At 65.2% G+C, this 23,640-nt stretch carries 15 protein-coding genes; 3 read left to right on the top strand and 12 right to left on the bottom strand.

Features of this window, described 5'->3' with window-relative positions; genetic code table 11:
- Positions 1-169: 169 nt before the first annotated feature.
- Positions 170-334 carry a DUF3309 family protein gene (locus HAP54_RS23845; RefSeq protein WP_021080901.1) on the bottom strand — a complete coding sequence of 55 codons (165 nt, stop codon included), beginning with the start codon at positions 332-334 and terminating at the stop codon, positions 170-172.
- Positions 335-500: 166 nt separating this feature from the next.
- Here HAP54_RS23845 and HAP54_RS23850 point away from each other — a divergent pair, with 166 nt between their 5' ends.
- Positions 501-809 (top strand): polyhydroxyalkanoic acid system family protein, encoded by a 309-nt coding sequence (locus HAP54_RS23850; RefSeq protein WP_166304080.1) that lies wholly within the window; start codon positions 501-503, stop codon positions 807-809.
- Positions 810-818: 9 nt separating this feature from the next.
- Here HAP54_RS23850 and treY read toward each other — a convergent pair whose 3' ends face one another.
- From treY to HAP54_RS23880, 6 genes are read right to left on the bottom strand one after another with little or no spacing between them, the layout of a single operon-like run.
- Entirely contained in the window at positions 819-3,602 is a 2,784-nt protein-coding gene (gene treY / locus HAP54_RS23855; protein WP_166304082.1) for a malto-oligosyltrehalose synthase, read from the bottom strand.
- 4 nt (positions 3,603-3,606) lie between these two features.
- On the bottom strand, positions 3,607-5,379 hold the full coding sequence (treZ, locus tag HAP54_RS23860; RefSeq protein ID WP_166304084.1) for a malto-oligosyltrehalose trehalohydrolase: 1,773 nt from the start codon (positions 5,377-5,379) through the stop codon (positions 3,607-3,609).
- The gene (glgX, locus tag HAP54_RS23865) at positions 5,376-7,448 is read right to left on the bottom strand and encodes a glycogen debranching protein GlgX (protein ID WP_166304085.1); all 2,073 of its coding nucleotides are present in this window, start codon (positions 7,446-7,448) and stop codon (positions 5,376-5,378) included. Before glgX ends, treZ begins: the two co-directional genes overlap by 4 nt.
- A 3-nt stretch (positions 7,449-7,451) precedes the next feature.
- The gene (gene glgB / locus HAP54_RS23870) at positions 7,452-9,599 is read right to left on the bottom strand and encodes a 1,4-alpha-glucan branching protein GlgB (protein WP_166304087.1); all 2,148 of its coding nucleotides are present in this window, start codon (positions 9,597-9,599) and stop codon (positions 7,452-7,454) included.
- Positions 9,596-12,901 carry a maltose alpha-D-glucosyltransferase gene (gene treS, locus HAP54_RS23875; protein WP_166304089.1) on the bottom strand — a complete coding sequence of 1,102 codons (3,306 nt, stop codon included), beginning with the start codon at positions 12,899-12,901 and terminating at the stop codon, positions 9,596-9,598. The genes glgB and treS overlap by 4 nt, the downstream gene beginning before the upstream one ends.
- A gap of 10 nt (positions 12,902-12,911) precedes the next feature.
- The gene (locus tag HAP54_RS23880; RefSeq protein WP_166304091.1) at positions 12,912-14,873 is read right to left on the bottom strand and encodes an alpha-1,4-glucan--maltose-1-phosphate maltosyltransferase; all 1,962 of its coding nucleotides are present in this window, start codon (positions 14,871-14,873) and stop codon (positions 12,912-12,914) included.
- Between the two features lie 203 nt (positions 14,874-15,076).
- Here HAP54_RS23880 and malQ point away from each other — a divergent pair, with 203 nt between their 5' ends.
- Together malQ and HAP54_RS23890 are read left to right on the top strand one after the other, a co-directional pair.
- A complete protein-coding gene (malQ, locus tag HAP54_RS23885) occupies positions 15,077-17,023 on the top strand; it encodes a 4-alpha-glucanotransferase (protein ID WP_166304094.1) in 1,947 nt (648 codons plus the stop codon).
- Positions 17,024-17,041: 18 nt separating this feature from the next.
- Positions 17,042-18,847, top strand: a complete 1,806-nt coding sequence (locus HAP54_RS23890) for a glycoside hydrolase family 15 protein (RefSeq protein WP_166304097.1) — start codon at positions 17,042-17,044, stop codon at positions 18,845-18,847.
- 80 nt (positions 18,848-18,927) lie between these two features.
- Here the strand turns inward: HAP54_RS23890 and HAP54_RS23895 are convergent, their stop codons facing one another.
- The 5 genes from HAP54_RS23895 to gnd all read right to left on the bottom strand — a co-directional run bounded on the left by HAP54_RS23895 (position 18,928) and on the right by gnd (position 23,630).
- Positions 18,928-19,731, bottom strand: a complete 804-nt coding sequence (locus tag HAP54_RS23895; protein WP_166304100.1) for a Cof-type HAD-IIB family hydrolase — start codon at positions 19,729-19,731, stop codon at positions 18,928-18,930.
- Positions 19,728-20,216, bottom strand: coding sequence for a gluconokinase (locus HAP54_RS23900; protein WP_175619852.1), 489 nt, complete (start codon positions 20,214-20,216; stop codon positions 19,728-19,730). Before HAP54_RS23900 ends, HAP54_RS23895 begins: the two co-directional genes overlap by 4 nt.
- Before the next feature lie 41 nt (positions 20,217-20,257).
- On the bottom strand, positions 20,258-21,010 hold the full coding sequence (gene pgl / locus HAP54_RS23905; RefSeq protein WP_166304105.1) for a 6-phosphogluconolactonase: 753 nt from the start codon (positions 21,008-21,010) through the stop codon (positions 20,258-20,260).
- Between the two features lie 2 nt (positions 21,011-21,012).
- On the bottom strand, positions 21,013-22,506 hold the full coding sequence (gene zwf / locus HAP54_RS23910; RefSeq protein WP_166304108.1) for a glucose-6-phosphate dehydrogenase: 1,494 nt from the start codon (positions 22,504-22,506) through the stop codon (positions 21,013-21,015).
- Positions 22,507-22,646: 140 nt separating this feature from the next.
- Positions 22,647-23,630 carry a phosphogluconate dehydrogenase (NAD(+)-dependent, decarboxylating) gene (gene gnd / locus HAP54_RS23915; protein ID WP_166304111.1) on the bottom strand — a complete coding sequence of 328 codons (984 nt, stop codon included), beginning with the start codon at positions 23,628-23,630 and terminating at the stop codon, positions 22,647-22,649.
- Positions 23,631-23,640: the final 10 nt, after the last annotated feature.

The following is a 23,640-nucleotide window of genomic DNA, read 5'->3' on the forward strand; positions in this document are numbered from 1 at the left end:
GTTGGGCAAGTCTGTGCCGCTGGCTTAGGTCGTCATACCCCGCGAAAGCGGGGTATCCAGTACGCCGCGACTCATCGGTTCAATCGCCAGCGTCTCTGGAATACTGGATCACCCGCTTTCGCGGGTGATGACAGTCGTTGATGCGGATCGCGTACAGCGCAGCTGCGCGCTACAGACGTCCGAGCAGTAGCAGGATCAGCAAAATCACGATCACGAGGCCGAGACCGCCGCCGCCATAATAGCCGGTGCCGTAGAATGGTCCGCCGCCGATGCCGCTGAAGCCGCCAAGCAGCGCAATGACCAGAATAATAAGGATGATCGTTCCAATTGACATCTCAAGCTCTCCTCAGCTGCGTGGGCCCATTCGTCTCTGCCCTTCGCGTGAGGAAACAAACCGGAACTGTGAAGGTTCCAGCGCTCGCGGGGCGATAAAGTCCACATATCTTCCATTTGTGCGGAACAGAACTACATGAAAGGAATCCATGGAGGAGTGCACCGCGATGTCGGCGCCGCTGATCGTTTCGATTCCCCACAGCCTTGGCCGCGACGAGGCCATGCGCCGCCTGAAGCCGGGCTTGTCGCGCGCGGTGGCGAGCGTGCCGGTGTTGAGTGTCGACGAAGAGCGCTGGGACGACAACCGCATGAGCTTTCGCGTCCGCGCGCTGGGGCAGGTCGCGGCCGGGCATCTCGATGTCGAGGATAGCCATGTGCGCCTCGAGGTGACGCTGCCCTGGCTGCTGCAGCGCTTCGCCGAAGTCGCGCAGATTGCGATTCGGAAGCGCGGACAGTTGCTGCTGACCAAGCGGTGATCCGCGGGGCTAGCCGTGCGAGCGCGCACGCCTCGAGGCTTGCTTCGCGCCCGCCGCGACCTTCGCCTTCAGTACCGCGACCGGCAGATTGGCGAACAGCGCTGAAAGCTGAATCCTGTTTTCGCCACCCGGGAGCGCGTATCCAGCCACGTCGATCTCGCCTTCGAAGGCCTCGGGACGCGGCCAGCTCCGTCCGCCCTGGGTAAACGGCGCAAATGATTTCGCCACCGCGACGATGACCGCCGCGCGGCCATGGCGCCGCGCGAAGGCCATGACGTGGTCGCGGTGCGGGCCGTTGACGGCGAGCGGCTGGTAGTTGCCGCTGGTGAAGACGTCGGGCAGCTCGTTGCGCAGCCGCAAGAGATGCCGCGTCCACGCGAATTTCAGGCGGCCGTCGCGCCAGCTCTGCGCCAGTGCGCCCCAATCCGGCATCTCCAGCGCCGCCAGCATTCCTGCGCGTTCGGCAAAATCAACCGGACGGCGGTTGTCGGGGTCGACAAGCGAAAGATCCCAGCCTTCGGTGCCCTGGTAGAAATCCGGCACGCCCGGCATGGTCGCCTTCAGCGTGATCTGGCTGAGCGAGTTCAGCGCCCCGATCAGCGAGGTCCGTTGCGCCAGTGTCTCCAGCGCTTCGAGAAATTCGGGCGAGGTGTTGCGATCGAGGATTCGCTCGATGAACGTCTTGACACCGGCCTCATAGGGTTCGTGCGGATTGAGCCAGCTGGTCTCCTGTTTGCCCTCGCGTGCGGCTTTCAGCGCATAGGCCTGGATGCGCGCAATGAGGGAGTCATCGTCCGGATCCCAGGCGCCGAGCAGGGTCTGATACAGCATGTATTCGAAAGTCGCCGATGGCGCACGCGTCTCGCCGTCGAGCACCAGATGCGGCGCGTTCAGGACCTTCCAGCGCGCCACCGCGCTGGTCCATTCGCCGGGGATTTCTGCAAGCGCCATGATCCGGGCACGGGCGTCCTCGCCGCGCTTGGTGTCGTGGGTCGCGGTCGAGGTCATGCCGTGCGGCCATTCGCTGATACGGGCCGTCATCATGGCGTGGAAGCGCTGGGGCGCGATCGCGCTTGCCGCGGGATCGCCGCCGACCTCGTTCAGCGCAAGCAAGCGGTGGTAGCGATAGAAGGTGGTGTCCTCCAGCGACTTTGCCATCATCGGCCCGGTGAATTGCTGCACCTTCAGCGCGAAGCGGCGGACCCGCGGCGCGCTGTGCGGGGGACGGCCGGGCTTCAGGAGGTCCATGGTCAGCGCATCGCGCAGGAAATCGAAAATGCCTTCGTCGGCGGCGAACCAGTCGGCGCGGGCGCGCGCGATGGTCTCGTCGATCAGCGCGCGGTCATGCGCGGCCGGGCCGGAGGCGGTGAGATAGGTGCGATAGACCGGAAAGTGCAGCACATAGAGCTCGAGCGCTTGCCGCAGGCTGTCCGCCGAGAAGTCGCGCGAGGAATAATGGCCGCTGGCGATGCGCGCCAAAAGCCGAGCCAGCACGGTGAATTCGCTCGTCAGCAAGGTCTCCAGCACGCGGCGCTTGGCCGCGCGCAGCACCGGCGTCAGGTTCGGCGACTGGTTGCTGATCTGGCGCCAGATCTCGCTGAGCGGCTCGAGGCCCTTGGCATCGACCAGCACCTGGCTGATCGTGTTCATCCATTCATAGCCGGTGGTGCCGTGGACGCCGCTGAATTTCGTCAGCTTCTCGTCCTCGCCGAGGATCTTCTCGATCACCATGTAGAACGGCTTGGCCTTGACGCCCTGTGCGGAGCGGATCAGGCGGCGCAGGCGATGGAAATACTGCGCGGGATCGCGCAGGCCGTCGATATGGTCGAGCCGTAGGCCCTGCAGCCGGTCCTCGGCGATCAGGCGCTTCACCAGGCTGTGGCTCGCCTCGAAGGTGGCGGCGTCCTCGACGCGGAGGCCGGCCAGCGTGTTGACGTCGAAGAAGCGGCGATAGTTGATGTCGCTGGAGGCGAGCCGCCAGTGGCCGAGCTTGTAGTGCTGCCGCTCCAGCAGGTGATGCAACGCCAGCGTCTGGGCAGGGCGGTCCTCGCCGGCGCTGTAAGCATCGAGCCCGCGCGCGATGATCTCGGCGCCGCCCTCGATCGCCTTGATCGCCGCCTTCAGTGCCGGGGCCTCGACGCGGTTGGGGTGACGCAGTCCGCGATACCGGGCGGCGAGTTCGAGCATCGCGCGTCCGGCCGGACTGTCTTCAGCGGCGGCCTCGCGCACGATGGTCCGCAGCACCTGGCCATAGCGCTCTGGCGCGATCGGCAGGCGGTGCTCGAAATACCAGGCGGAAAAACTGCCTTCGTTCGCGTCATAGCGCAGTTCGATCTCGCCGCGCTCCAGCGCCTGGCCATAGGACGAGCCGAGGATCGGCAGCAGCACACCGCCGCGGGCGCGATAGGGCAGCAGGTCCCAGTCGATGTCGAAGGAGGGCGCATGCGGCGACAGTGGTCCCCATTCCAGCACGTCGAGCCACCACGGATTGTCGGCAAAATGCACGCCGACATGGTTCGGCACGAAATCCAGGATCAGGCCGAGGTCGTTCTGCTTCAGCGCGTCGCTAAGCCGCGCAAAGCCTTCTTCGCCGCCGAGTTCCGGGTTGAATTTGGTGTGGTCGACGACATCGTAGCCGTGGGTCGAGCCCTTGCGCGCCTTCGTAAAGGGCGAGGCATAGAGATGGCTAATGCCGAGCGCCTTCAGATACGGCACGACGCCGGCGGCGGCATCGAAGTCGAAATCGGCGGTGAGTTGCAGACGGTATGTTGCGATCGGGATCGCCGAAGGCATTGTGCTATCCGATGTGCCAGCGCACCGCCCAGCCGGGGAGGTCGCTCGACAACGCGCCGCCCCAGATCGCAGTTCCCTCCGGCTCCGCTGCGCCGGCAATGGCGCGATCCGACAGATTGGCTGTCAGCCGCAGCGTGCGGCCGTCTCCCATCTGCCAATGGGCGGTCAAGAGGTCACCCGCCACGCTGGCATCGCCGAAACGGGCTCCTGCAAGGCGCGGCGTGATCTCGCGCCGGCGCACGGCGAGCAGGTCGCGCACCAGCGCCAGCCGCGCGCGGGCCGGATCGTGGCCGAGCGCCGCCCAGTCGAGCACAGCCGATCGCACCGTCTCCTCGGCGAGCGGGTCGGGAATGTCGTCGCCATATTTGGCATAGGCCCAGGCGAATTCCTTGCGCCGGCCGGTGCGGACGGCGTTTGCGAGATCACCCTTGAAATCGCAGAAGAACGGGAAGGGCGTCGTCGCGCCCCATTCCTCGCCCATGAACAGCATCGGCGTGGTCGGCGCGATCAGCGTCACCGCGAGCGCCGCCGCGACCGCTTCCGGTTTCGCAATGCTGACAAGGCGATCGCCGAGCGGCCGGTTGCCGATCTGGTCGTGGTTCTGCAGGAAGTTGATGAAGCAGGTCGGCGACAGCGCGCCGCTCGGCTCGCCGCGGGCCTTGCCGCCCCAGAACTCCGAGACTTCGCCCTGGTAGATGTAGCCGGACGACAGCGCGCGGGCAAGATCCTGCTTCGGCGCCCGGTAGTCGCCATAATAGCCCTGCGTTTCGCCGGTCAGCAGCACGTGCCAGGCGTGATGATAATCGTCGTTCCACTGTCCCCGGAATTTGCCGTGCGGCGGGTCTTCGGTGGCGTCGAGCAGGCTTGCGATGTTGTCGCCGTTCTCGAGCACGAGGTTGATCTGCCGACCGGTCTCCGCGGCGAGCTTGCCGGCGGCCTTGCTGAAATCGTGGATGACGAAGATTTCGCCGGCCTCGACGATGGTGTTGACCGCGTCGAAGCGCAGCCCGTCGAAGCGATAGTCGCGTAGCCAGCTCACCACGCTGCCGATCGCAAACGCGCGCACTTCTGACACGCGATAGTCGATCGCGTTGCCCCACGGCGTATGCGCGTCACTGAAGAAGGTGGGCGCATAGCGGCCGAGAAAATTCCCCTCGGGGCCGAAATGGTTGTAGACCACGTCGAGCATCACCATCAGCCCGCGCAGATGCGCTTCGTCGATCAGGGTCTTCAGATCCTCGGGCCGGCCGTAGGCGCTGTCGGGCGCATACCACAACACGCCGTCATAGCCCCAGTTGCGCTTGCCCGCGAAATCCGCCAGCGGCATCAGTTCGAGCGCGGTGATGCCGGTCGCAACCAGGTGATCGAGCTTGTCGATCATGGCCCGATAGGTGCCTTCCGGCGTGAAGGTGCCGACATGCGCTTCGAGAATGACGGCCTCGTGCCAGGGACGTCCGCGCCATTCCGTGGCGCGCCATTTGAAGGCTGAGTGATCGATCACCTCGCTCGGGCCGAACACGTCGTCCGGCTGGAATGCGGAAGCCGGATCCGGCACATCGACTTCGTCATCGACGCGGAATTTGTAACGCGTGCCGGCGCGCGCACCCGGGATTTCGGCGACATACCAGCCGGCGGCGTCACGCGTCAGCGCGTGCGCATCGCGGCTCCGCGTATCCGGCTTGTCGAGCAGCAGATCGACGCGCTTGGCCGCAGGCGCCCACAGCCGGAAGCGGGCGCCATCGGGTGTCAGCTCAGCGCCGAAATGCTGTGTGCTCATATGGAGCCCGCGAATGCCAGCACCGAGCGCGGCGGTGCCGTGGTGTCGGCGCCGGATGCGAATTGCTCGGCGGTTTGCTCCGCTTTGGCCGTGTTCAGGACCTGCTGCCAGGTCCTGTATTCAGTGATCCTCGGCATCCTGAACACGATCTCCTGCGGCGCGGCATTCAGCACGATAAAGATCGGCTCCTGCCCTTGTTCCATCGGACCCAGCACATAGGCCAGGAACCGGCTCTCCGGGAATTTCCAGTCCGATTCCTTCATCTCCTCCGCCGCGGGCGTCAGCCACAGCACGCCATAGCTGCCGTCGGTGCGGCGGCCGTCGAGCCAACGCTGGCAGCGGATCTGGCCGAAGCGCTGGCGCAGCGCGGTGAGATGGCCGATGAAATCGATGGCGTCGTCGTCGGTGCCGAGGTTCTCCCAGCCGATCCAGCCGGTCTCATTGTCCTGGCAATAGGCGTTGTTGTTGCCCCCTTGCGTGTTGGCGACTTCGTCGCCGGCGAGGATCAGCGGCGTGCCCTGTGCGAGCACCAGGCAGGCCAGCGCATTCTTCCGGAGCTGGCGGCGCAACGCGATGATGGCGGGATCGTCGGTCGGGCCTTCGTGGCCGCAATTGTTGCTGTGATTGTCGTTGGAGCCATCGCGATTGTCCTCGCCATTGGCCTCGTTGTGCTTCTCGTTGTAGCTGAAGAGGTCCGCGAGCGTGAAGCCGTCATGCACCGTGATGTGGTTGACGCTGGCGCGGGTCGCGCGGTTGTCGTGGTGAAACAAATCCGAGGAGGCGGTCATGCGGCCCGAGATGTCGCCGACCAAACTGCCTTCGCCGCTCCAGTAGCGCCGCATCGCGCTGCGATAGCGATCATTCCATTCCGACCATTGCGACGGAAACGCGCCGACCTGGTAGCCGCCGAGACCAAGATCCCAGGGTTCGGCGACCATCTTCACAGTCGCCAGCACCGGGTCCTGGCGGATCGCGGTAAGGAAGGGATGGTTGCGATCAAAGCCGTTCGGTCCGCGCGCCAGGGTCGTGGCGAGATCGAAGCGGAAGCCGTCGACATGGCAGACCTCGACCCAGTAGCGCAGCGAATCCATCACCATCTGCAGCACGCGCGGATGGGTGAGGTTGACCGAGCTGCCGCAGCCGGTGAAGTCGTCATAGAAGCGCGGGTTCTCGCGGTTCAGCCAGTAATAGGAGGCGTTGTCGATGCCGCGGAAGCACAGCGTCGGGCCCATATGGTTGCCCTCTGCGGTGTGGTTGTAGACGACGTCGAGCAGCACCTCGATGCCGGCATCGTGCAACCGCGCCACCGTGGTGCGGAACGAGTCCAGCGCATTGTCCTGGGCGTAGCGCGCCTCGGGCGCGAAGAACGCGATGGTGTTGTAGCCCCAGTAATTGGAAAGCTTCTTCTCGACCAGGACGCGGTCGTCGATCAGGCCGTGGATCGGCAACAGCTCGATGGTGGTGACGCCGAGCCGCTTGAGGTGATCGATCATCGCAGGCGACGACAGCCCGCCATAGGTGCCGCGCAAATTCGGCGGCACGTCCTCGCGCTTCTGCGTCAGGCCCTTGACGTGCGCCTCGTAGATGATGGTGTCTTCCCAGGGAATGTGCGGCCGGATCTCGCGGCGCCCCCAGTTGAAGGTCTCGTCGACCACGACCGCCTTCGGCATGCCGCGAGCATTGTCACGCCGGTCGAAGGAGAGATCCTCGCGCGCGCTGCCTGTGCGGTAGGCGAAATGCGCATCGTTCCACACCAGCCGGCCGGCGAGCCGCTTGGCATAGGGATCGAGCAGCAGCTTGTTGGCGTTGAAGCGGTGGCCGCGCTCTGGCGCATACGGCCCATAGACGCGATAGCCGTAGAGCTGGCCCGGCGAGACGTCGTTGAGGTAGCAATGCCAGACGTCCTCGGTGCGTTCCGGCAGCTCGATCCGCTCGAGCTCGCGGCGGCCCTGGCCGTCGAACAGGCACAGCTCCACCTTCTCCGCATTCGCCGAGAACAGCGCAAAATTGGTGCCTCTGCCGTCCCAGCTTGCACCAAGCCGCGCGGACGTTCCCCCGCTCAGTCGCATGAATCAGCTTTCCGGTACGAGGAAGATTGCAGCCAGCGGCGGAATGGTCAGGTTCAATTCCGGCGTGGCGCCCTCCGAGGCGCGCACCTCGCCGACATTGCCGACATTGGTGCCGCCGTAGTGCGAGGAATCCGAGTTGAGCACCTCGTGCCACTTGCCCGCGAACGGCACGCGGACGCGATAGTTGCGATAGACGTTGGGCGAGAAGTTTGCGACCACGAGGCAGCGTGCGCGCGCATCATTGCCCTTGCGGATCCAGGCAAACACATTGTTGCTGGCGTCGTCGGTGATGACCCATTCGAAGCCGGCCTGGTCGCAGTCGAGCTCATGCAGTGCCGGCAGCGCACGATAGAGGCGATTGAGGTCGCGGATCAGGTTCTGAACGCCTCGGTGCTTCGGCTGGTCGAGCAGATGCCAATCGATCGAGTGATCGTGATTCCACTCGCGCTCCTGCCCGAATTCGCAGCCCATGAACATCAGCTTCTTGCCGGGGTGGCCGAACATGAAGCTGTAATAGGCACGCAGATTGGCAAAGCGCTGCCAGTCGTCGCCGGGCATGCGGCCGAGGATCGAACGCTTGCCGTGCACGACCTCGTCATGCGACAGCGGCAGGATGAAGTTCTCCGAGAAGGCGTAGTGCAGGCCGAACAGGATGTCGCCGTGATGGAATTTGCGGTGGATGGGATCCTTGCCGATGTATTTCAGCGTGTCATGCATCCAGCCCATGTTCCACTTGTAGCCGAAGCCGAGCCCGCCATATTCGACGGGACGCGACACCTGCGGCCACGCGGTGGATTCCTCCGCCGCCGTCGTCGCCTGCGGAAAATGCGCGAACAGCTCGGTGTTGAAGCGGCGCAGGAAGTCGATCGCCTCGATGTTCTCCCGGCCGCCATATTTGTTCGGGATCCAGCCGCCGGCGGGACGGCTGTAGTCGAGGTAGAGCATGGAGGCGACGGCATCGACGCGCAGCCCGTCGATGCCGTAGCGCTCGAGCCAGAACAGCGCGTTCGACACCAGGAAGTTGGTGACCTCGGTGCGCCCGTAATTGTAGATCAGCGTGCCCCAATCGAGATGACGGCCCTGCAACGGGTTGGCGTGCTCGTAGAGCGCGGTGCCGTCGAAATGGCCGAGGCCGTGCGGATCGTCGGGGAAATGCCCGGGGACCCAGTCGAGCAGCACGGCGAGGCCTGCACCATGGCAGGCATCGATCAGCGCTGCGAAATCATCGGGTGAGCCGAAGCGGCTGGTCGGCGCGAACATGCCGGTCGGCTGGTAGCCCCAGGAGCCGTCGAACGGATGCTCTGATATCGGCAGGAATTCGATATGGGTAAAGCCCATGTCGCTGGCGTAAGCCGGAAGCTGCTCGGCCATCTCGCGATAGGTCAGCCACTCATTGCGGCCCTTGCGCCGCCACGACCCGAGATGGACCTCGTAGATCGACATCGGCGAGCTCAGCGCATTGACGCGATCGGGCGCCGGGCGCGGGTGCGGGATCTTACGCTCATCGATCACGATCGAGGCGGTCTTCGGACGCACCTCGGCGGCGAACGCCAAGGGATCGGACTTCAGCGGCAGATGTTGGCCGTTCCGCGCGACGATCTCGAACTTGTAGTGGTCGCCGACGCGCGCACGCGGGATGAACAGCTCCCAATAGCCCGGACCGCGCACCCGCATCGGATGACGCCGTCCGTCCCAGAAATTGAAGTCGCCGACCACGCTGACCCGCCGCGCATTCGGCGCCAGCACCACGAAGCCGATGCCGTCGACGCCGTCGAGCGTCATCGGATGCGCGCCGAGCGTGTCGTAGACGCGCTGATGGGTGCCCTCGCCGAGCAGGTAGAGATCGAAATCGCTCAGGATCGGCGGAAAGCGGTAGGCGTCCTCGAGCTCGACGACGTTGTCGCCGAAGCGGGCGCGGAGCTGGTAGCGCGTCGAACCGTTCGGCAGGGGACCTGCGAACAGGCCGGAATCATGGATTTTGGCCAGCGGCGCCGCCTCGCCATGCTCGCCGATCGCCTCGACATTGCTGGCATCAGGCAGGAAGGCGCGCACCACGCTGCGATCGCCCTCGGTGTGCAGCCCGAGATAGTGGAAGGGATCGGAGTGGCGGCCCTCGATGATGGCATAGGCCTCGGCGGGCAATTTGGTCATGCAACCTCATGCGGCTGTTGGGCCAGGAGTCTCAACAGGCCAGTCAGTGGGACGCGGAGCCAATCCGGCCGGTTGGCCAGCTCATACTCGATCTCGTAGAAGGCTTTCTCAAGCAGGAAAAAGTTCAGCAGGCGATTGGCCGCCCTGGCATCAGTGGGCCATAGCCGTTGGCCCGCCATGGTCTCGCGATAGGCCGCCAGCAGCGTATCCGCGGCCTGGTCGCGCCATTCGGCCAAAGCGAGGCTCAGCCTGCCGCTCTCGTCGGGGGCGACCTTGAGCGCCCGCTCCAGCGCGGCGGTCGCCGCATAGTCGATCGAGCGGATCAGGCCGGCGACGTCGCGCGCCGGCGGCGCCTTGCGGCGGCGCTCGGCGATGGTCCGGCCGGGGCCGCCATCGAAATCGATGATGAAGACGTCGTCCTTGACGACCAGCAACTGGCCGAGATGCAGGTCGCCATGATGGCGGATGCTGAATCCATCGGTCTCGCGTGGCAGCAGCGCCTTGAGCCGTTCCGGCAGCATGTCGTGCTGGGCCTGCAACTGATCGGCCAGCAGACGGTCGGATTCTTTCAGCGAGCCACGCCGCTGCCTCAGCGTGTCGAACACGCGCTCGGCGCGCGCCATGATCTCGTCGCTCCAGCGCAGCAGGTCCTCGGGCCGGGTTGGCTCGGGCGCGAAGTCCGGCAAGTCACGGTTGCTGGCAAGCGCCAGATGCAGCTCCGCGAGACGCTTCCCACTGTGCGACATGTGGCGCAGATAGGCGGCATGGTCGCCGTTCTCCGCCGGGTCCTCGCTCACGGCGAGCAGGCGCTGCCTTTCGACCAGACGGTCGAGGTGCGCGGCGGCGACCGCCCAGAGCTCGCCCTGGTTGACAACCATCGCATGCAGCACGGCGATGGCGCTGCGCTTGTCGGCCTCGATCAGCTCGGCGGTGCCGAGCAGGGCAGGGCTGTTCGGAAAGCCGACCACTTCGGTGAGGAAGCGGCCCATCTCGATCTCCGGATTGATGCCGACCTCGAGCTTCCGGTAAATCTTGGTGACATATTCGTTGTCGACCAGCGCGGTCGAATGCGGCTGATCGTTCTCGAACACGCGGATCCGCTCCGGCTGCCGCACCGGCCGGTCGGAGAAGCGGCTGGTCGGCCGGAATTCGAGCTTCAGGCCTTGCTCGCCTTCGTCGACGGTGAGGTTTTCCCTGAGATTGCGCAGGAACAGGCCGGTGAAAATCTGGTCGGTGGCGACATCGAGCAGCGTGCCCTCGCGCGCGCCCTGACGTATCGCGGCAAAGGCACGCGGGTTGTAGCGCTCGCGGTCGAAGCGCACCCACTCGATCTGCATCGGCAGCACATAGCGGCTGGTGTTGCCGCGCTGCGTGGTCTCGAAGAAGGCGAGCCACGGCCGGTTGTCGCCGATGTCGCAGAACGGGATCGCGGAGACCAGGATCGGCTGGATCGCACTTGCCGATCGCTCCGGGTACCAGCGCGTGCGGGCGAGATGGCCGGGCAGCACGTCGTGCTCGAACACGCTGCGGGAGCGCGCCAAAGACATCCAGGTCGAATTCAGCGGCACCACCAGCGTCTCGAACTCCGGCACCGCCCGCGGCGTCACCGGCTCGGACTTGTCGCGCTCCTGCAGCTGGAACCAGTAGAAGCCGTAGGGCGCGAGCGTGATCATGTAGGGCAGCTCGCCGATCGCCGGGAAGCGCGTGCGTCCAAGCATCTCGAGCGGGATGCGGTCCTTGAAGGCGGAGAGGTCGAGCTCGGTGGCCTGCGCCGAGCGCGACAGATTGGCGACGCACAGGATCGTTTCGCCCTGGTACTGGCGCACATAGGCGAGCACCGAGCGGTTCTCCGGGCGGATGAAGGTCATGGTGCCGCGCCCGAAGGCAAGCGTCGACTTGCGCACCGCGATCAGTCGCTTGGTCGCCGACAGCAGCGACGACAGGCTGCGCGACTGCGCCTCGACATTGACGGATTCGTAGCCGTAGACCGGGTCCATGATCATCGGCGCGTAGAGCCGCGCCGGATCGGCGCGCGAGAAACCGCCGTTGCGGTCCGGCGACCACTGCATAGGCGTCCGCACGCCGTTGCGGTCGCCGAGATAGATGTTGTCGCCCATGCCGATCTCGTCGCCGTAATAGATGATCGGCGTGCCCGGGAAGGACAGCAGCAGCGAGTTCATCAGCTCGATCTTGCGCCGGTCGTTGTCCATCAGCGGCGCAAGGCGGCGGCGGATGCCGACATTGATGCGGGCGCGCGGGTCGTTGGCGTAAGTCGACCACAGATAGTCGCGCTCGACATCGGTGACCATTTCCAGGGTCAGCTCGTCGTGATTGCGCAGGAACAGCGCCCACTGGGCCGCGGCCGGAATATCGGGCGTTTGCCGCAGGATGTCGGTGATCGGAAAACGGTCTTCCTGGGCGATCGCCATGTAGATGCGCGGCATCAGCGGGAAGTGATAGGCCATGTGGCATTCGTCGCCATGGCCGAAATATTCCTGCACGTCCTCCGGCCATTGATTGGCCTCGGCCAACAAGATCTTGCCCTTGGCATAGGCGTCGAGCTCCTGGCGCAGCCGCTTGATGATGGCATGCGTCTCCGGCAGGTTCTCGTTGTTGGTGCCGTCGCGCTCGCACAGATAGGGAATGGCGTCGAGCCGGAAGCCGTCGACGCCGGTGTCGAGCCAGCGCTTCATCACCTGCACGATGGCGCGCACCACACGCGGATTGTCGAAATTCAAATCCGGCTGGTGCGAGAAGAAGCGGTGCCAGTAGAACTGGCCGGCTTCCGGATCCCAGGTCCAGTTCGACTTTTCCGTATCCGTAAAAATGATCCGCGTATCGAGGTACTTCTGATCGGTGTCGGTCCAGACGTACCAGCTTCGCGCGCTCGAATTCGGCGGGCTGCGGCGCGCGCGCTTGAACCAGGCATGCTGGTCCGAGGTGTGGTTGACGACGAGCTCGGTGATGACGCGCAGGCCGCGCTTCTTGGCTTCCTGGATGAAGCGCTTGAAGTCCTTCATCGTCCCGAAATCGGGATTGATGTCGCCATAGTCGCCGATGTCGTAGCCGTCGTCGCGGCCGGGCGAGGGATAGAACGGCAGCAGCCACAGCGCGGTGACGCCGAGCTCCTGCAGGTAGCCGAGCTTCTCCGTCAGCCCCGTGAAATCGCCGATGCCGTCATTGTTGCTGTCGGCGAACGCCTTGACGTGCAGCTGGTAGATGATGGCGTCCTTGTACCACAGCTGGTCCGCGGTCTCGGTCGCGACCTTCTCCTGGGTATTGACGGAGGAGAATACGTTCATGTCGGCTCCTTCAGGCGACACAGCGCAACAGCAACGCGGGATCGCGCGCAGGATCGATGCGTAGGCGGACGCCTCCCCATTCGAGCGCATGGCGCTCGCCAGTGACAAGGTCTTCCACGGCCGCGACGGGGCGGCGAGCTTCGCCACGGCCGACCATGACGTCGCCGAGCGGAAGCCAGACCTCACGCGGCTCGCCTGACAATGCAATCGCGGCCGCGATCACATTGCCCTGATCGGTCGCCTCCTTGACGAAGCCGATCACGCCGCCGTCATCGACATTGATAAAGCGCAGATCCGCGAATTGTTGCAAGGCCGGATTGGCACGCCTGATCCGGTTGAGGGCGGCGATATAGGGCTTGATGTTCCCCGGCTGATCCCAATCGCGCACCCTGATTTCGTATTTCTCGGAGTTGAGGTACTCCTCGCGGCCGGGGACCGGCGTGTGCTCGAGGAGCTCGAAGCCGCTGTAGATGCCGTAGCTGCTTGAGAGCGTCGCGGCCAGCGCGACGCGCGACTTGAACATCCAGGATTCGCCGCTTTGCAGGTGGAAAGGCAGGATGTCGGGTGTGTTGACGAAGAAATTCGGCCGAAAGAAGTCACGCTCGGGGTAGCCGATCAACTCGCCGAGATATTGCTCGAGCTCGACGCGCTGCGTGCGCCAGGTGAAATAGCTGTAGGATTGCGTGAAGCCGAGCTTGGCGAGACCCTTCATCAGTTTCGGCCGCGCGAAGGTTTCCGCAAGAAAGAGGACGTCCGCATCGCGGTCCTGCACCTCGCGGATCAGCCATTCCCAGAATGCCAGCGGCTTGGTGTGCGGATTGTCGACCCGGAAGATCTTGACGCCCTGCTCGACCCAGAACAGCACGACGTCGCGCAGCGCGCGCCACAACGCGCCGGCGTCCTCGCAGCCGAAATCCGGATTGACGACATCGTCCCAGCGCTGCGGCGGATGTTCGGCCGTGCGCATCGATCCGTCCGGGCGCCGCTTGAACCATTCTGGATGCTCGGTCAACCAGGGATGATCGGGCGAGCATTGCACGGCAAAATCAAGCGCGACCTCGAGGCCATGCATCTCGCATGCCGCCACGAAAGCGCGGAAGTCATCGAGCGTACCGAGCTCTGGATGCACGGCGTCGTGGCCGCCCTCGGCTGCGCCGATCGCGTAGGGACTTCCGGGATCATTTGCTTGCGCAATGGCGGCATTGTTGCGGCCTTTGCGGTGTTGCTGCCCGATCGGATGGATCGGCGCCAGCAGCACGACGTCAAAGCCCGTCGCGGCGATGTCGGGAAGCCGCGCGGCGCAATCGTTGAAGGTCGCATGCGCGCCCGGCGTCGTGCCTGATGTCTTGCCTTGGCTGCGCGGAAACATCTGGTACCACGCGCCGCTGCGGGCCCGCGGCCGGTCCGCGGTCAGGGGGTAGAGCTGCGATCGCACCAGGTCGCGGCGAAACTGGCTGCCCGCCATCGCCTCCCGCAATTCCGGCGCCAGCAGCGCGCCGGGCTCGCCGGTCTGCAGAAAGATCTCGCACTGCCTGATGATGACAGCGGCTGCCGCAGGTCCCCCTGCCTGCGCTTGGGTCAGCATGCCTGCGCCTTCGAGCGCGTCCAGCGTGTGGTCGCTGCCGTCGCGCTGCTTCTGCTCGAAGCGATGCCGCCAGCTGGCGAATTGGTCGGTCCAGGCTTCGATCGCGAACGAGTAGCGGCCGGGCCGCTCGGGCACGAAGGCGCCGCCCCAGCGGTCGTCGCTATGCGGCGTCATCGGGGCGACCTGCCACTCGCCGTCGCCCTCGCGCCGCCACACCAGTGCTGCTGATATCACGTCATGTCCGTCACGGTAGATGTCGGCCCACACCTCGACGGCTTCACCCGCGATGCGCTTGACCGGAAAGCGGCCGCCATCAACCGACGGATAGACATCGGTGATATGAAAAGTGCCGTGGGCACTCTCGACAGGCCGGGCGGTTTTGTTCACGGTGATGCCGCCATTGAATAGGCAAATGAAGTCCCCGCGCCGGGAAGGAGGCGCGCCAGATCCATATAGAAAGCCGCTCGTCGGACAATGGTTCCCGGCGGGAACGCCTGATAGGGTAGAGCGTTGAACATCAACTATCCCTTTCCCGTATCTGTACAATTTAGCAACGATCCCAATACCGTTGCGAGCAAGTAGCGTGCCGAATGGACCTTTACGCCAAAGCCCAGACCCTGGGAATCCAGATCGAGTATATCGACGGTAGCGGTCACCGCCGTGTGACAACCCCCGAGGCGCTCACCGCGATCCTCGACGCGCTGCCGCCCCAGACGCCGCGGCGGATTGTCGCCGATCCCGTGGTCGTCAGGGTCGGTCATGGCGGGCGAACACAGCTCTCGGAGGCGGCCCAGCTACCGGTGCGATGGAAGATCATGAACGGCACCGGCGTCCTCGCGCAAGGCGAGACGCACGAGCGGAGTGTGACGTGGCCGTCCGGTCTGGGCGAAGGCGTGCACCGGTTGCAGCTATCGGATGCATCGGGCAGCGAGGAGCTGCCGCTCCTCGTGGCGCCGGAAGGCGCGTTCGGCGGCGAGTTCGATCGCTGCTGGGTGATCGCGGTCCAGCTCTACGGCGTGCGTTCATCGCGCAACTGGGGCATCGGCGACTTCACCGATCTCGAAGGCCTGCTCGCATTCGCCCGCCGGCTCGGCGCCGACGGCATCGGGCTCAATCCACTGCATGCGCTGTTCGACGATCGGCCCGGCGATTGCAGCCCATATTCGCCGAACAGCCGGCTGTTCCTCAACGCGCTCTATATCGACGTCGAGAAGATTGCCGAATTCCGCATCGATGCGGAGACGCAAGCCGCGCTGGCGCACCTGCGCTCCCACGACATGGTCGACTATGTCGGCGTCGCGGCGCTGAAATGGCGGGCGCTGCGGGCGGCCTTTGCCGCCTTCAAGGCCAATCCCGGCCTCGGCCGCTGGCAGGATTTTGAAGATTATCGCAAGGAGCACGGCGCGCTGCTGACGCGCTTCGCCTGCTTCGAGGTGATCAGGCACAAGCTCAACACGCCGTGGTGGGAATGGCCCGACGAATGGCGGCAGCCCAATGACGCGGCCTGCAGCAAGCTGCGCCGGGCGCGAGAGACGGCGGCTGAGGTCGAGTTCGTCGAATTCGTGCAATGGACCGCGGACCGCCAACTCGGCGCCTGCCAGACGCTCGCGCACAAGCTCGGCATGCGGGTCGGGCTTTATCTCGATGTCGCGGTCGGCGTGCAGTCGGATGGCTTCGACGCCTGGAACGAGCAGACCGCGATCTCGCGCCATCTTGGCGTCGGCGCGCCGCCGGACCCGCTCAACACCGCGGGCCAGGACTGGGGACTTGCCGGCTTCAACGCCGCGGGCCTCGAACAGCGTGCCTTCGAGCCGTTCAGGCAGATGCTGCGCGCCTCGATGCACCATGCCGGCGCGATCAGGCTCGACCACGCCTTCGGGCTGAAGCGGCTCTATCTCGTGCCGCGCGGTTTTGGCCCGGCCAATGGCGCCTATGTGCTGATGCCGTTCGAGGCGCTGCTGGCGGCGACCGCGCAGGAGAGCACAGCCAACCGCTGCGTCGTGATCGGCGAGGACCTCGGCACCGTGCCCGAAGGCTTCCGCGAGCAGATGAACGGTTGGGGCATCTGGTCATATCTGGTGATGATGTTCGAGACGGACGACCATGGCGTTTTCCGCAATGCCGACTATTATCTGCCGAACGCGCTCGTCACCTTCAACACCCACGACCTCTCGACCTATGCCGGCTGGCGCTCGTTTAGCGATCTCAAGACCAAGCGCGCGCTCGGGATCGATCCCGGCGAGACCGACGAGGGGCGCTGGCAAGCGCTCGGCCAGCTCGACGAGGTGCTGCGCCGGCACGACATCCACGCCCACGATTTCTATTCGGTGGCGAGCTTCCTGGCGCGGACGCGATCGCGGATGATGGCGGTGTCGATGGAGGATCTGCTCGGCATCGTCGATCAGCCGAACATCCCGGGCACCGTCTACGAGCATCCGAACTGGAAACGGCGGCTGCCGGTCTCGCTCGAGCATCTCGCGTCGGCGATCGATATCGACGCGCTCAAGCGCGCAACCCGGGAACGGTCGCACGCCTGACAACGCGGAGCACGGCGCGTGGCCTCTCGCATCGAAGACTACGGACTGATCGGCGATTGCGAGACCGCGGCGCTGGTCGGCCGCGACGGCGCGATCGACTGGCTGTGCTGGCCGGCATTCGATTCCGACGCCTGCTTCGCGGCGCTGCTCGGTACGCCGAGGAACGGCCGCTGGCTGCTGGCGCCCGCCGGGGAGATCAGGCGGACCTCGCGCCGCTATCGGGACGATACGCTGATCCTGGAGACGCGGTTCGAGACCGAAGGCGGCGTGGTCGACCTGATCGACTTCATGCCGCCGCGCGGCAATGCCTCCGACGTGGTGCGTCTGGTTCGCGGTATCAGCGGCCGCGTCAGGATGCACATGGAGCTCGTAATCCGCTTCGGCTTCGGGGTCGATGTCCCCTGGGTGAAGAAGAACCCCGACGGCGAGGGGCTGCTCGCAATCAGTGGCCAGGACATGACGGTGTTGCGTACGCCGGTTGCGACATCGGGCAGGGATCTGACCACGATCGCCGATTTCGAGGTTGGCGCGGGTGACACCGTGCCGTTCGTGCTGACCTACGGAGCGTCCTATCAGCCGGTGCCCGAGCCGATCGATCCCGAGGCGGCGCTGAAGGATACCGAAGACTACTGGAAGGAATGGTGCGGCCGCTCGACCTATGACGGCGGCGATCAACGCGGCCTCGTGATGCGCTCGCTGATCACGCTGAAGGCGCTGACCTTCAGGCCGACCGGCGGCATCGTCGCGGCGCCGACCACCTCATTGCCGGAAAAGCTCGGCGGCGCGCGCAACTGGGACTACCGGTTCTGCTGGCTGCGCGACGCCACCTTCACGCTGCTGGCGCTGATGAATTCGGGCTACACCGAGGAGGCGGCGGCCTGGCACAATTGGCTGCTGCGGGCCGCGGCCGGCGCGCCGGCCAACATGCAGATCATGTACGGCATCCTGGGGCAGCGGCGCCTGCTGGAATGGGAGGCCGGATGGCTGCCCGGCTATGAAGGCGCGCAGCCGGTCCGCGTCGGCAACGCCGCGCATGCGCAACTGCAGCTCGACGTCTATGGCGAGCTGATCGACGCGTTCCACCAGTCCCGCATGGCCAAGCTGAAGCTCGACGAGGAAAACTGGTCGTTGGAGTGTACGGTCGTCAATCATCTCGCCGAGGTCTGGGACCAGCCGGATCACGGCATCTGGGAGCGCCGCGACCAGCCAAGACATTACGTGTTCTCCAAGGTGATGTGCTGGGTCGCCTTCGACCGCGCCATCAAGAGCGCCGAGCGGTTCGGCTTCAAAGCGCCGCTGGTCAAATGGCGGGTGCTGCGCGAGGCCATCCACCGAGATGTCTGCCAACGGGGCTTCGATGCCGGCCTCAACAGCTTTGTCGAGAGCTATGGCTCGAAGCTGCTCGACGCCAGCCTGCTGCTGTTGCCGTCGGTCGGCTTCCTGCCGCCAGCCGATCCGCGCATCCGCAGCACGATCGATGCGATCGAGCGGCACCTGCGTGACGGCTTCGTGCTGCGCCACGATCCCCGCGAAGTATCCGATGAGATCCAGCCGATCGAGGGTGCGTTCCTGGCCTGCAGCCTGTGGCTCGCCGACGCCCATGTGCTGGCGGGCGATGTCGACAAGGCGCAGACCATGTTCGACCGCGTGGCGGCGGTCGCCAACGATCTCGGGCTCCTGGCAGAGGAATTCGACAGCGGTGCCGGCCGGCAGACCGGCAATTTCCCGCAGGCGCTGACCCATATCGCGCTGATCAACACCGCGCACAATCTCAGCGACGCCCGGGCTGCCGCCGAGAAGCCGGCGGTGCAGCGGTCGACCTAGAGCGATTTCGAGCGAAGTGGAAGTGGCGTATCACGCTGCGGCCCGCGTTCGATCGCGCGGGGTACGATCGCCTGAAAGCTTCAGCGAAGCTGCAGCACCACATCCATCGCGCGGGCGAAACCGTCGTGCTCGTTGGTTTCGGTGACATGCGTGGCGCGTGCCTTGACGTCGTCGCTGGCGTTGCCCATCGCAAAGGAGACGCCGCTTCGCGCGAACATCGGCAGATCGTTCTGCATGTCGCCGATCGTGGCGACATTCTCGAGTGACACGCCAAGGCGTTTCGCGATGCCCTCGACGAAGGTGCCCTTGTCGTGGCCGGGCGGGGTGACGTCGAGATAGTAGGTCTGCGAGCGGACCGCGGTCGCATCATTGCCGACCATCCGCTGCATCTCCACTTCGCAGCGTTGCAGCAAGGGCGCATCCGAACTGGCGCCGACGATCTTGCAGGCCTGACCGAGATAGGGCGTGAAGTCGTCGACGATGGTCGGATCGTGCTTGATGGTGTGCTGCTCGTGGGCGGTGTATTCGCCGTTGGGATTTCGCGTCAGCCAGCGATCGTTGGTGAACAGCCAGATGTCGACGCCATAGTTGCGCAACAAGTCGACGCAGCCTTTTGCTGTCGCCGCGGGGATCAAATGCTGCTCGAGCGGCGTCATCTGCGGGTCGACGATCGAAGAGCCGTTAAAGGCGCCGATCGGCTGCGTGATCGCGAGCGGCGCGACCAGGAAGCTCATCCCGATCGTCGGGCGGCTGGAGACGATGGTGAAGCCGATGCCGGCCTCATGCAGCCTGCGCACCGCAGTCCTGGCGCCGTCGGTCAAGGTCTTGTTCTTGGTGAGCAGCGTGCCGTCGACATCGGATACGACAAGGGCGATGCGGGTCATGGGCGATCCAGCTTCAGTTGACTGACAATGTCTTCGATGATGGCTTCGACCGAGCGGTCGATCGCAACCGTGATCGGGCGTTCGTCCGGCGTCGGCGGCTCCAGCGTGCGGAACTGGCTGGCGAGGAGCCCCGGCGGCATGAAATGGTCCTTGCGTGCGGCCAGCCGCGCGGCGATCAGCTGCTGCGTGCCGTCGAGAAAGACAATCCGGATATCGTCGCGGCCATGCACCAGGATGTCGCGATAGGCGCGCTTCAGCGCCGAGCAGGCGATGACGGCACGTTCGCGGACGCCGCAGCTGCGGTCGATCTCATCGGCGATCGCGCGCAGCCAGGGCCAGCGGTCCTCGTCGGTGAGCGGCTGGCCGGAATGCATTTTCGCGACATTGCTTGGCGGATGAAAACTGTCGCCGTCCTCGAAGCGCCAGCCGATCCTGATCGCGAGGCGATCGGCGATGGTGCTCTTGCCCGAGCCGGAGACGCCCATCACGACCAGTGCGCAGGGGTTTTGCCCGTCAGCCAAGAAAGTCACCCAGGAAAATCCTCCGGCAGCGCGGCCTGATCGATCAGCCAGACGGTCTCGCCCAGCGATCGCGCGCGGTTTGCCGGCAGGTTCTCGCCTGCGAACAGGCGCGTCAAGATCGCGCGCTTGCTTTCGCCTGCTACCTCGAACAGCATCTCGCGGCAGGAGGCGAGGGCGGGCAAGGTCAGCGACACGCGCGGCACGAACGGCTCGACATTGGCCTTGGGCACGCCGACCACCCAGCGCCGGGTTTCCTCGACTGCGGGGTAGCCGGGAAACAGCGAGGCGGTGTGGCCATCGGGCCCGATGCCCATCAGCACCAGGTCGAACAGCGGCCGCGCCGGGTCGAGCTGCTCGGCGCCGTAGAACGCCATCAGCTCGTTCTCATACAGCGCCGCGCTGACGTCGGGATCCCTGAGATCGGCAGTGTCGGTTGCGATCGGGTGCACATTGGCGGCAGGCGCACAGCGGTCGAGGAAGGCCTGGCGCGCCATGCTCATATTGTGCAGCTTGTCCTTGCGCGGCACCAGGCGCTCGTCGCCGATGAACCAGTCGACGCGGTCCCATGGAATCCTCTCACGATAATCCGGCGTTGCCAGCAGCTGGTAGAGCGCCTTGGGGCTGGAGCCGCCGGTGAGACACACCGCAATCCGGCCGCTGTTCTCGGCAAGCCTCGCGATCACCCGTTCGGCGGCGACTTTCGCCAGTGCCGCCGGATCGACGACCGTGATGATCTTGCGCTGGCCGCTCGCGGTCATGATCAGCCGAGCTTCCGCCAGCTGCGGCCGTCGCGCGTCAGCAGCGCGTTGGCGGCCTCCGGGCCTTCGCTGCCGGCCTTGTAGGGCTGCAGGCCGCGCCCGCCGGCACTCTTCCAGGCGTCGAGGAAGGGCTGCACTGCCTGCCATCCGGCCTCGACGCTGTCGGCGCGCTGGAACAGCAGATTGTCGCCGATCATGCAGTCATAGATCAGCGTCTCGTAGCCGGTCGACGGTTCGGCCTTGAAGTAGTCCTTGTAGCGGAACTTCATCTCGACGCCGTCGATATTGATGGTCGGGCCCGGCACTTTGGTGTTGAACTGCAGCTCGATGCCTTCGGTCGGCTCGGTGGAGATGACCAGGTAATTCTGCGACAGGCGGTCGACCGCCGTATCGCGGAACATTGCGAACGGCGCCTGCTTGAACTTGATCGCGATCTCGGTGCGCTTGCTGGTCAGCGCCTTGCCGGTGCGCAGGTAGAACGGCACGCCGGCCCAGCGCCAATTGTCGATGGTCAGCTTCAGTGCGGCATAGGTCTCTGTCGAGCTGTCGGGCTTGACGTCCGGTGTCTTGAGATAGTCCTCGATCTCGGTGTCGCCGATCCGGCCTGCGCGGTACTGGCCGCGTACCGAATTGGACAGCGCCTCCTGCTCGCTCTGAGTCTGGATCGCGCTCAGCACCTCGGCCTTCTCGGAGCGTACGGCGTGGGCATCGAAGCGCGCCGGCGGCTCCATCGTCACCAGCGACAACAGCTGGAACAAATGGTTCGGCACCATGTCGCGCAGCGCGCCGGTGGCGTCGTAGAAGCTGCCGCGATGGCCGACGCCGAGCTTCTCGTCGACGGTGATCTGGATGTGGTCGATGTGGTTGCGATTCCAGATCGGCTCGAACATGCCGTTGGCGAAGCGCAGCACCAGGATGTTCTGGACGGTTTCCTTGCCGAGGTAATGGTCGATCCGGTAGATCTGGTGCTCGTCCATCAGCTTCAACAGCGCGGCATTCAGCGCCCTGGCCGATGCCAGATCGGTGCCGAACGGCTTCTCGATGATCAGCCGCCGCCAGGCGCCGTTCTCCTCCAGCATGCCGGTGCGTCCGAGCTGCTCGCTGATCGGCAGGAAGGCGCTCGGCGGGGTCGCGAGATAGAACAGCCGGTTGCCGCCGGTGTCGCGCGCCGTCTCGAGCCTGTCGAGCCGTTCGTTCATGGCATCGAACGACGCAGGATCGCGCGGATCGGCCTCGACCGAGGTGACACATTCGAACAGCCGCTTCGCGATCGCCTCATCCACCGGGCGGGTGGCGAATTTGCGAAGCCCCTGCATCAGGCTGTCGGTCAGCTGCTCGCTCGACATCCCCTTGCGGACAATGCCGACGACACAGAATTTGTCCGGCAACAGATTGCCTGCGGCAAGATTGTAGAGCGCCGGGACCACCAGCCGGTGTGTCAGATCACCGGTAGCGCCGAAGATGATGAAAGAGCAGGGATCGGGTTTCTTCTGCACGTGACCTTCCGCGGTTGTCTTCTGGAGCCCCCGTTCCGATTGAATCGGAACGGGGGCTCGAGATTCTGGTTTTGACGCGCTTTCTTCACGCGAACCGGTTCCCATCCCGCATCAAGTGCAGGACAGGCTTCGCTCGAAATCTAGGCCTTCTTCGGCGGCTCCTTGTGGCCGCCGAAACCTGCGCGCATCGCCGAGAGGATCTTCTCCGCGAAGGTGTGATCCTTGCGCGAGCGGAAGCGGGTGTAGAGCGCAGCGGTCAGCACCTCGGCCGGCACCGCCTCATCGACCGCGGCATTGACGGTCCAGCGGCCTTCGCCGGAATCCTCGACAAAGCCGGAATAATTGTCGAGCGTATGGTTCTGCGCCAGCGCCGAGGCGGTGAGGTCGAGCAGCCAGGACGGGATCACGCTGCCGCGCCGCCAGACTTCCGCGATGTCGGCGATATCGAGATCGAACCGATGCTCCGGCGGCAACGCCTCGATACTGGCGTTCTTCAGGATGTCGAAGCCTTCGGCATAGGCCTGCATCAGGCCGTACTCGATGCCGTTGTGGATCATCTTGACGAAATGCCCGGCGCCGACAGGGCCGGCGTGGATGTAGCCCTGCTCGATCCTGGCATCGCGGCCCTCGCGGCCGGGGGTGCGTGGGATGTCGCCGATGCCGGGCGCCAGCGTCTTGAAGATCGGGTCGAGTCGATCGACCACTCCCTTGTCGCCGCCGATCATCATGCAATAGCCGCGCTCGATGCCCCAGATGCCGCCGCTGGTGCCGACATCGACATAGTGCAGCCCGCGCTCCCTGAGCGCCTTGCCGCGGCGGACGTCGTCCTGCCAGAAGGTGTTGCCGCCGTCGATGATGACGTCGCCGGGCTGCATCAGCTTTGCGAGCGCGTCGATGGTGGTTTCGGTGATCTTGCCGGCCGGCAGCATCACCCAGGCGGTGCGCGGCGGTTCCAGCTTGAGGACGAAATCCTCCAGCGACGAGGCGCCGGTGGCATTGTCCGCCACCAGCGCCGCGACCGCCTTGGGATCCTTGTCATAGACCACAGTGGTATGGCCCTGGGTCATCAGGCGGCGGACGATGTTGCCGCCCATCCGCCCGAGGCCGATCATGCCGAGTTGCATCCTCGCCTCC

This window comes from Bradyrhizobium sp. 2S1, from assembly GCF_011516625.5.
GTDB lineage: Bacteria > Pseudomonadota > Alphaproteobacteria > Rhizobiales > Xanthobacteraceae > Bradyrhizobium > Bradyrhizobium septentrionale.

What these genes read in the sequence shown, in the direction of transcription:
- HAP54_RS23850 (WP_166304080.1), top strand. Translation starts at nt 501, where the DNA reads ATGTCGGCGCCGCTGATCGTTTCGATTCCCCACAGCCTTGGCCGCGAC.
- HAP54_RS23900 (WP_175619852.1), bottom strand. Translation starts at nt 20,216, where the DNA reads ATGGGCGTCTCCGGCTCGGGCAAGAGCACCATCGCCGATCGCCTCGCG.
- treS (WP_166304089.1), bottom strand. Translation starts at nt 12,901, where the DNA reads ATGAACGTATTCTCCTCCGTCAATACCCAGGAGAAGGTCGCGACCGAG.
- glgB (WP_166304087.1), bottom strand. Translation starts at nt 9,599, where the DNA reads ATGACCAAATTGCCCGCCGAGGCCTATGCCATCATCGAGGGCCGCCAC.
- HAP54_RS23845 (WP_021080901.1), bottom strand. Translation starts at nt 334, where the DNA reads ATGTCAATTGGAACGATCATCCTTATTATTCTGGTCATTGCGCTGCTT.
- pgl (WP_166304105.1), bottom strand. Translation starts at nt 21,010, where the DNA reads ATGACCGCGAGCGGCCAGCGCAAGATCATCACGGTCGTCGATCCGGCG.
- gnd (WP_166304111.1), bottom strand. Translation starts at nt 23,630, where the DNA reads ATGCAACTCGGCATGATCGGCCTCGGGCGGATGGGCGGCAACATCGTC.
- glgX (WP_166304085.1), bottom strand. Translation starts at nt 7,448, where the DNA reads ATGCGACTGAGCGGGGGAACGTCCGCGCGGCTTGGTGCAAGCTGGGAC.
- treY (WP_166304082.1), bottom strand. Translation starts at nt 3,602, where the DNA reads ATGCCTTCGGCGATCCCGATCGCAACATACCGTCTGCAACTCACCGCC.
- malQ (WP_166304094.1), top strand. Translation starts at nt 15,077, where the DNA reads ATGGACCTTTACGCCAAAGCCCAGACCCTGGGAATCCAGATCGAGTAT.
- treZ (WP_166304084.1), bottom strand. Translation starts at nt 5,379, where the DNA reads ATGAGCACACAGCATTTCGGCGCTGAGCTGACACCCGATGGCGCCCGC.
- HAP54_RS23895 (WP_166304100.1), bottom strand. Translation starts at nt 19,731, where the DNA reads ATGACCCGCATCGCCCTTGTCGTATCCGATGTCGACGGCACGCTGCTC.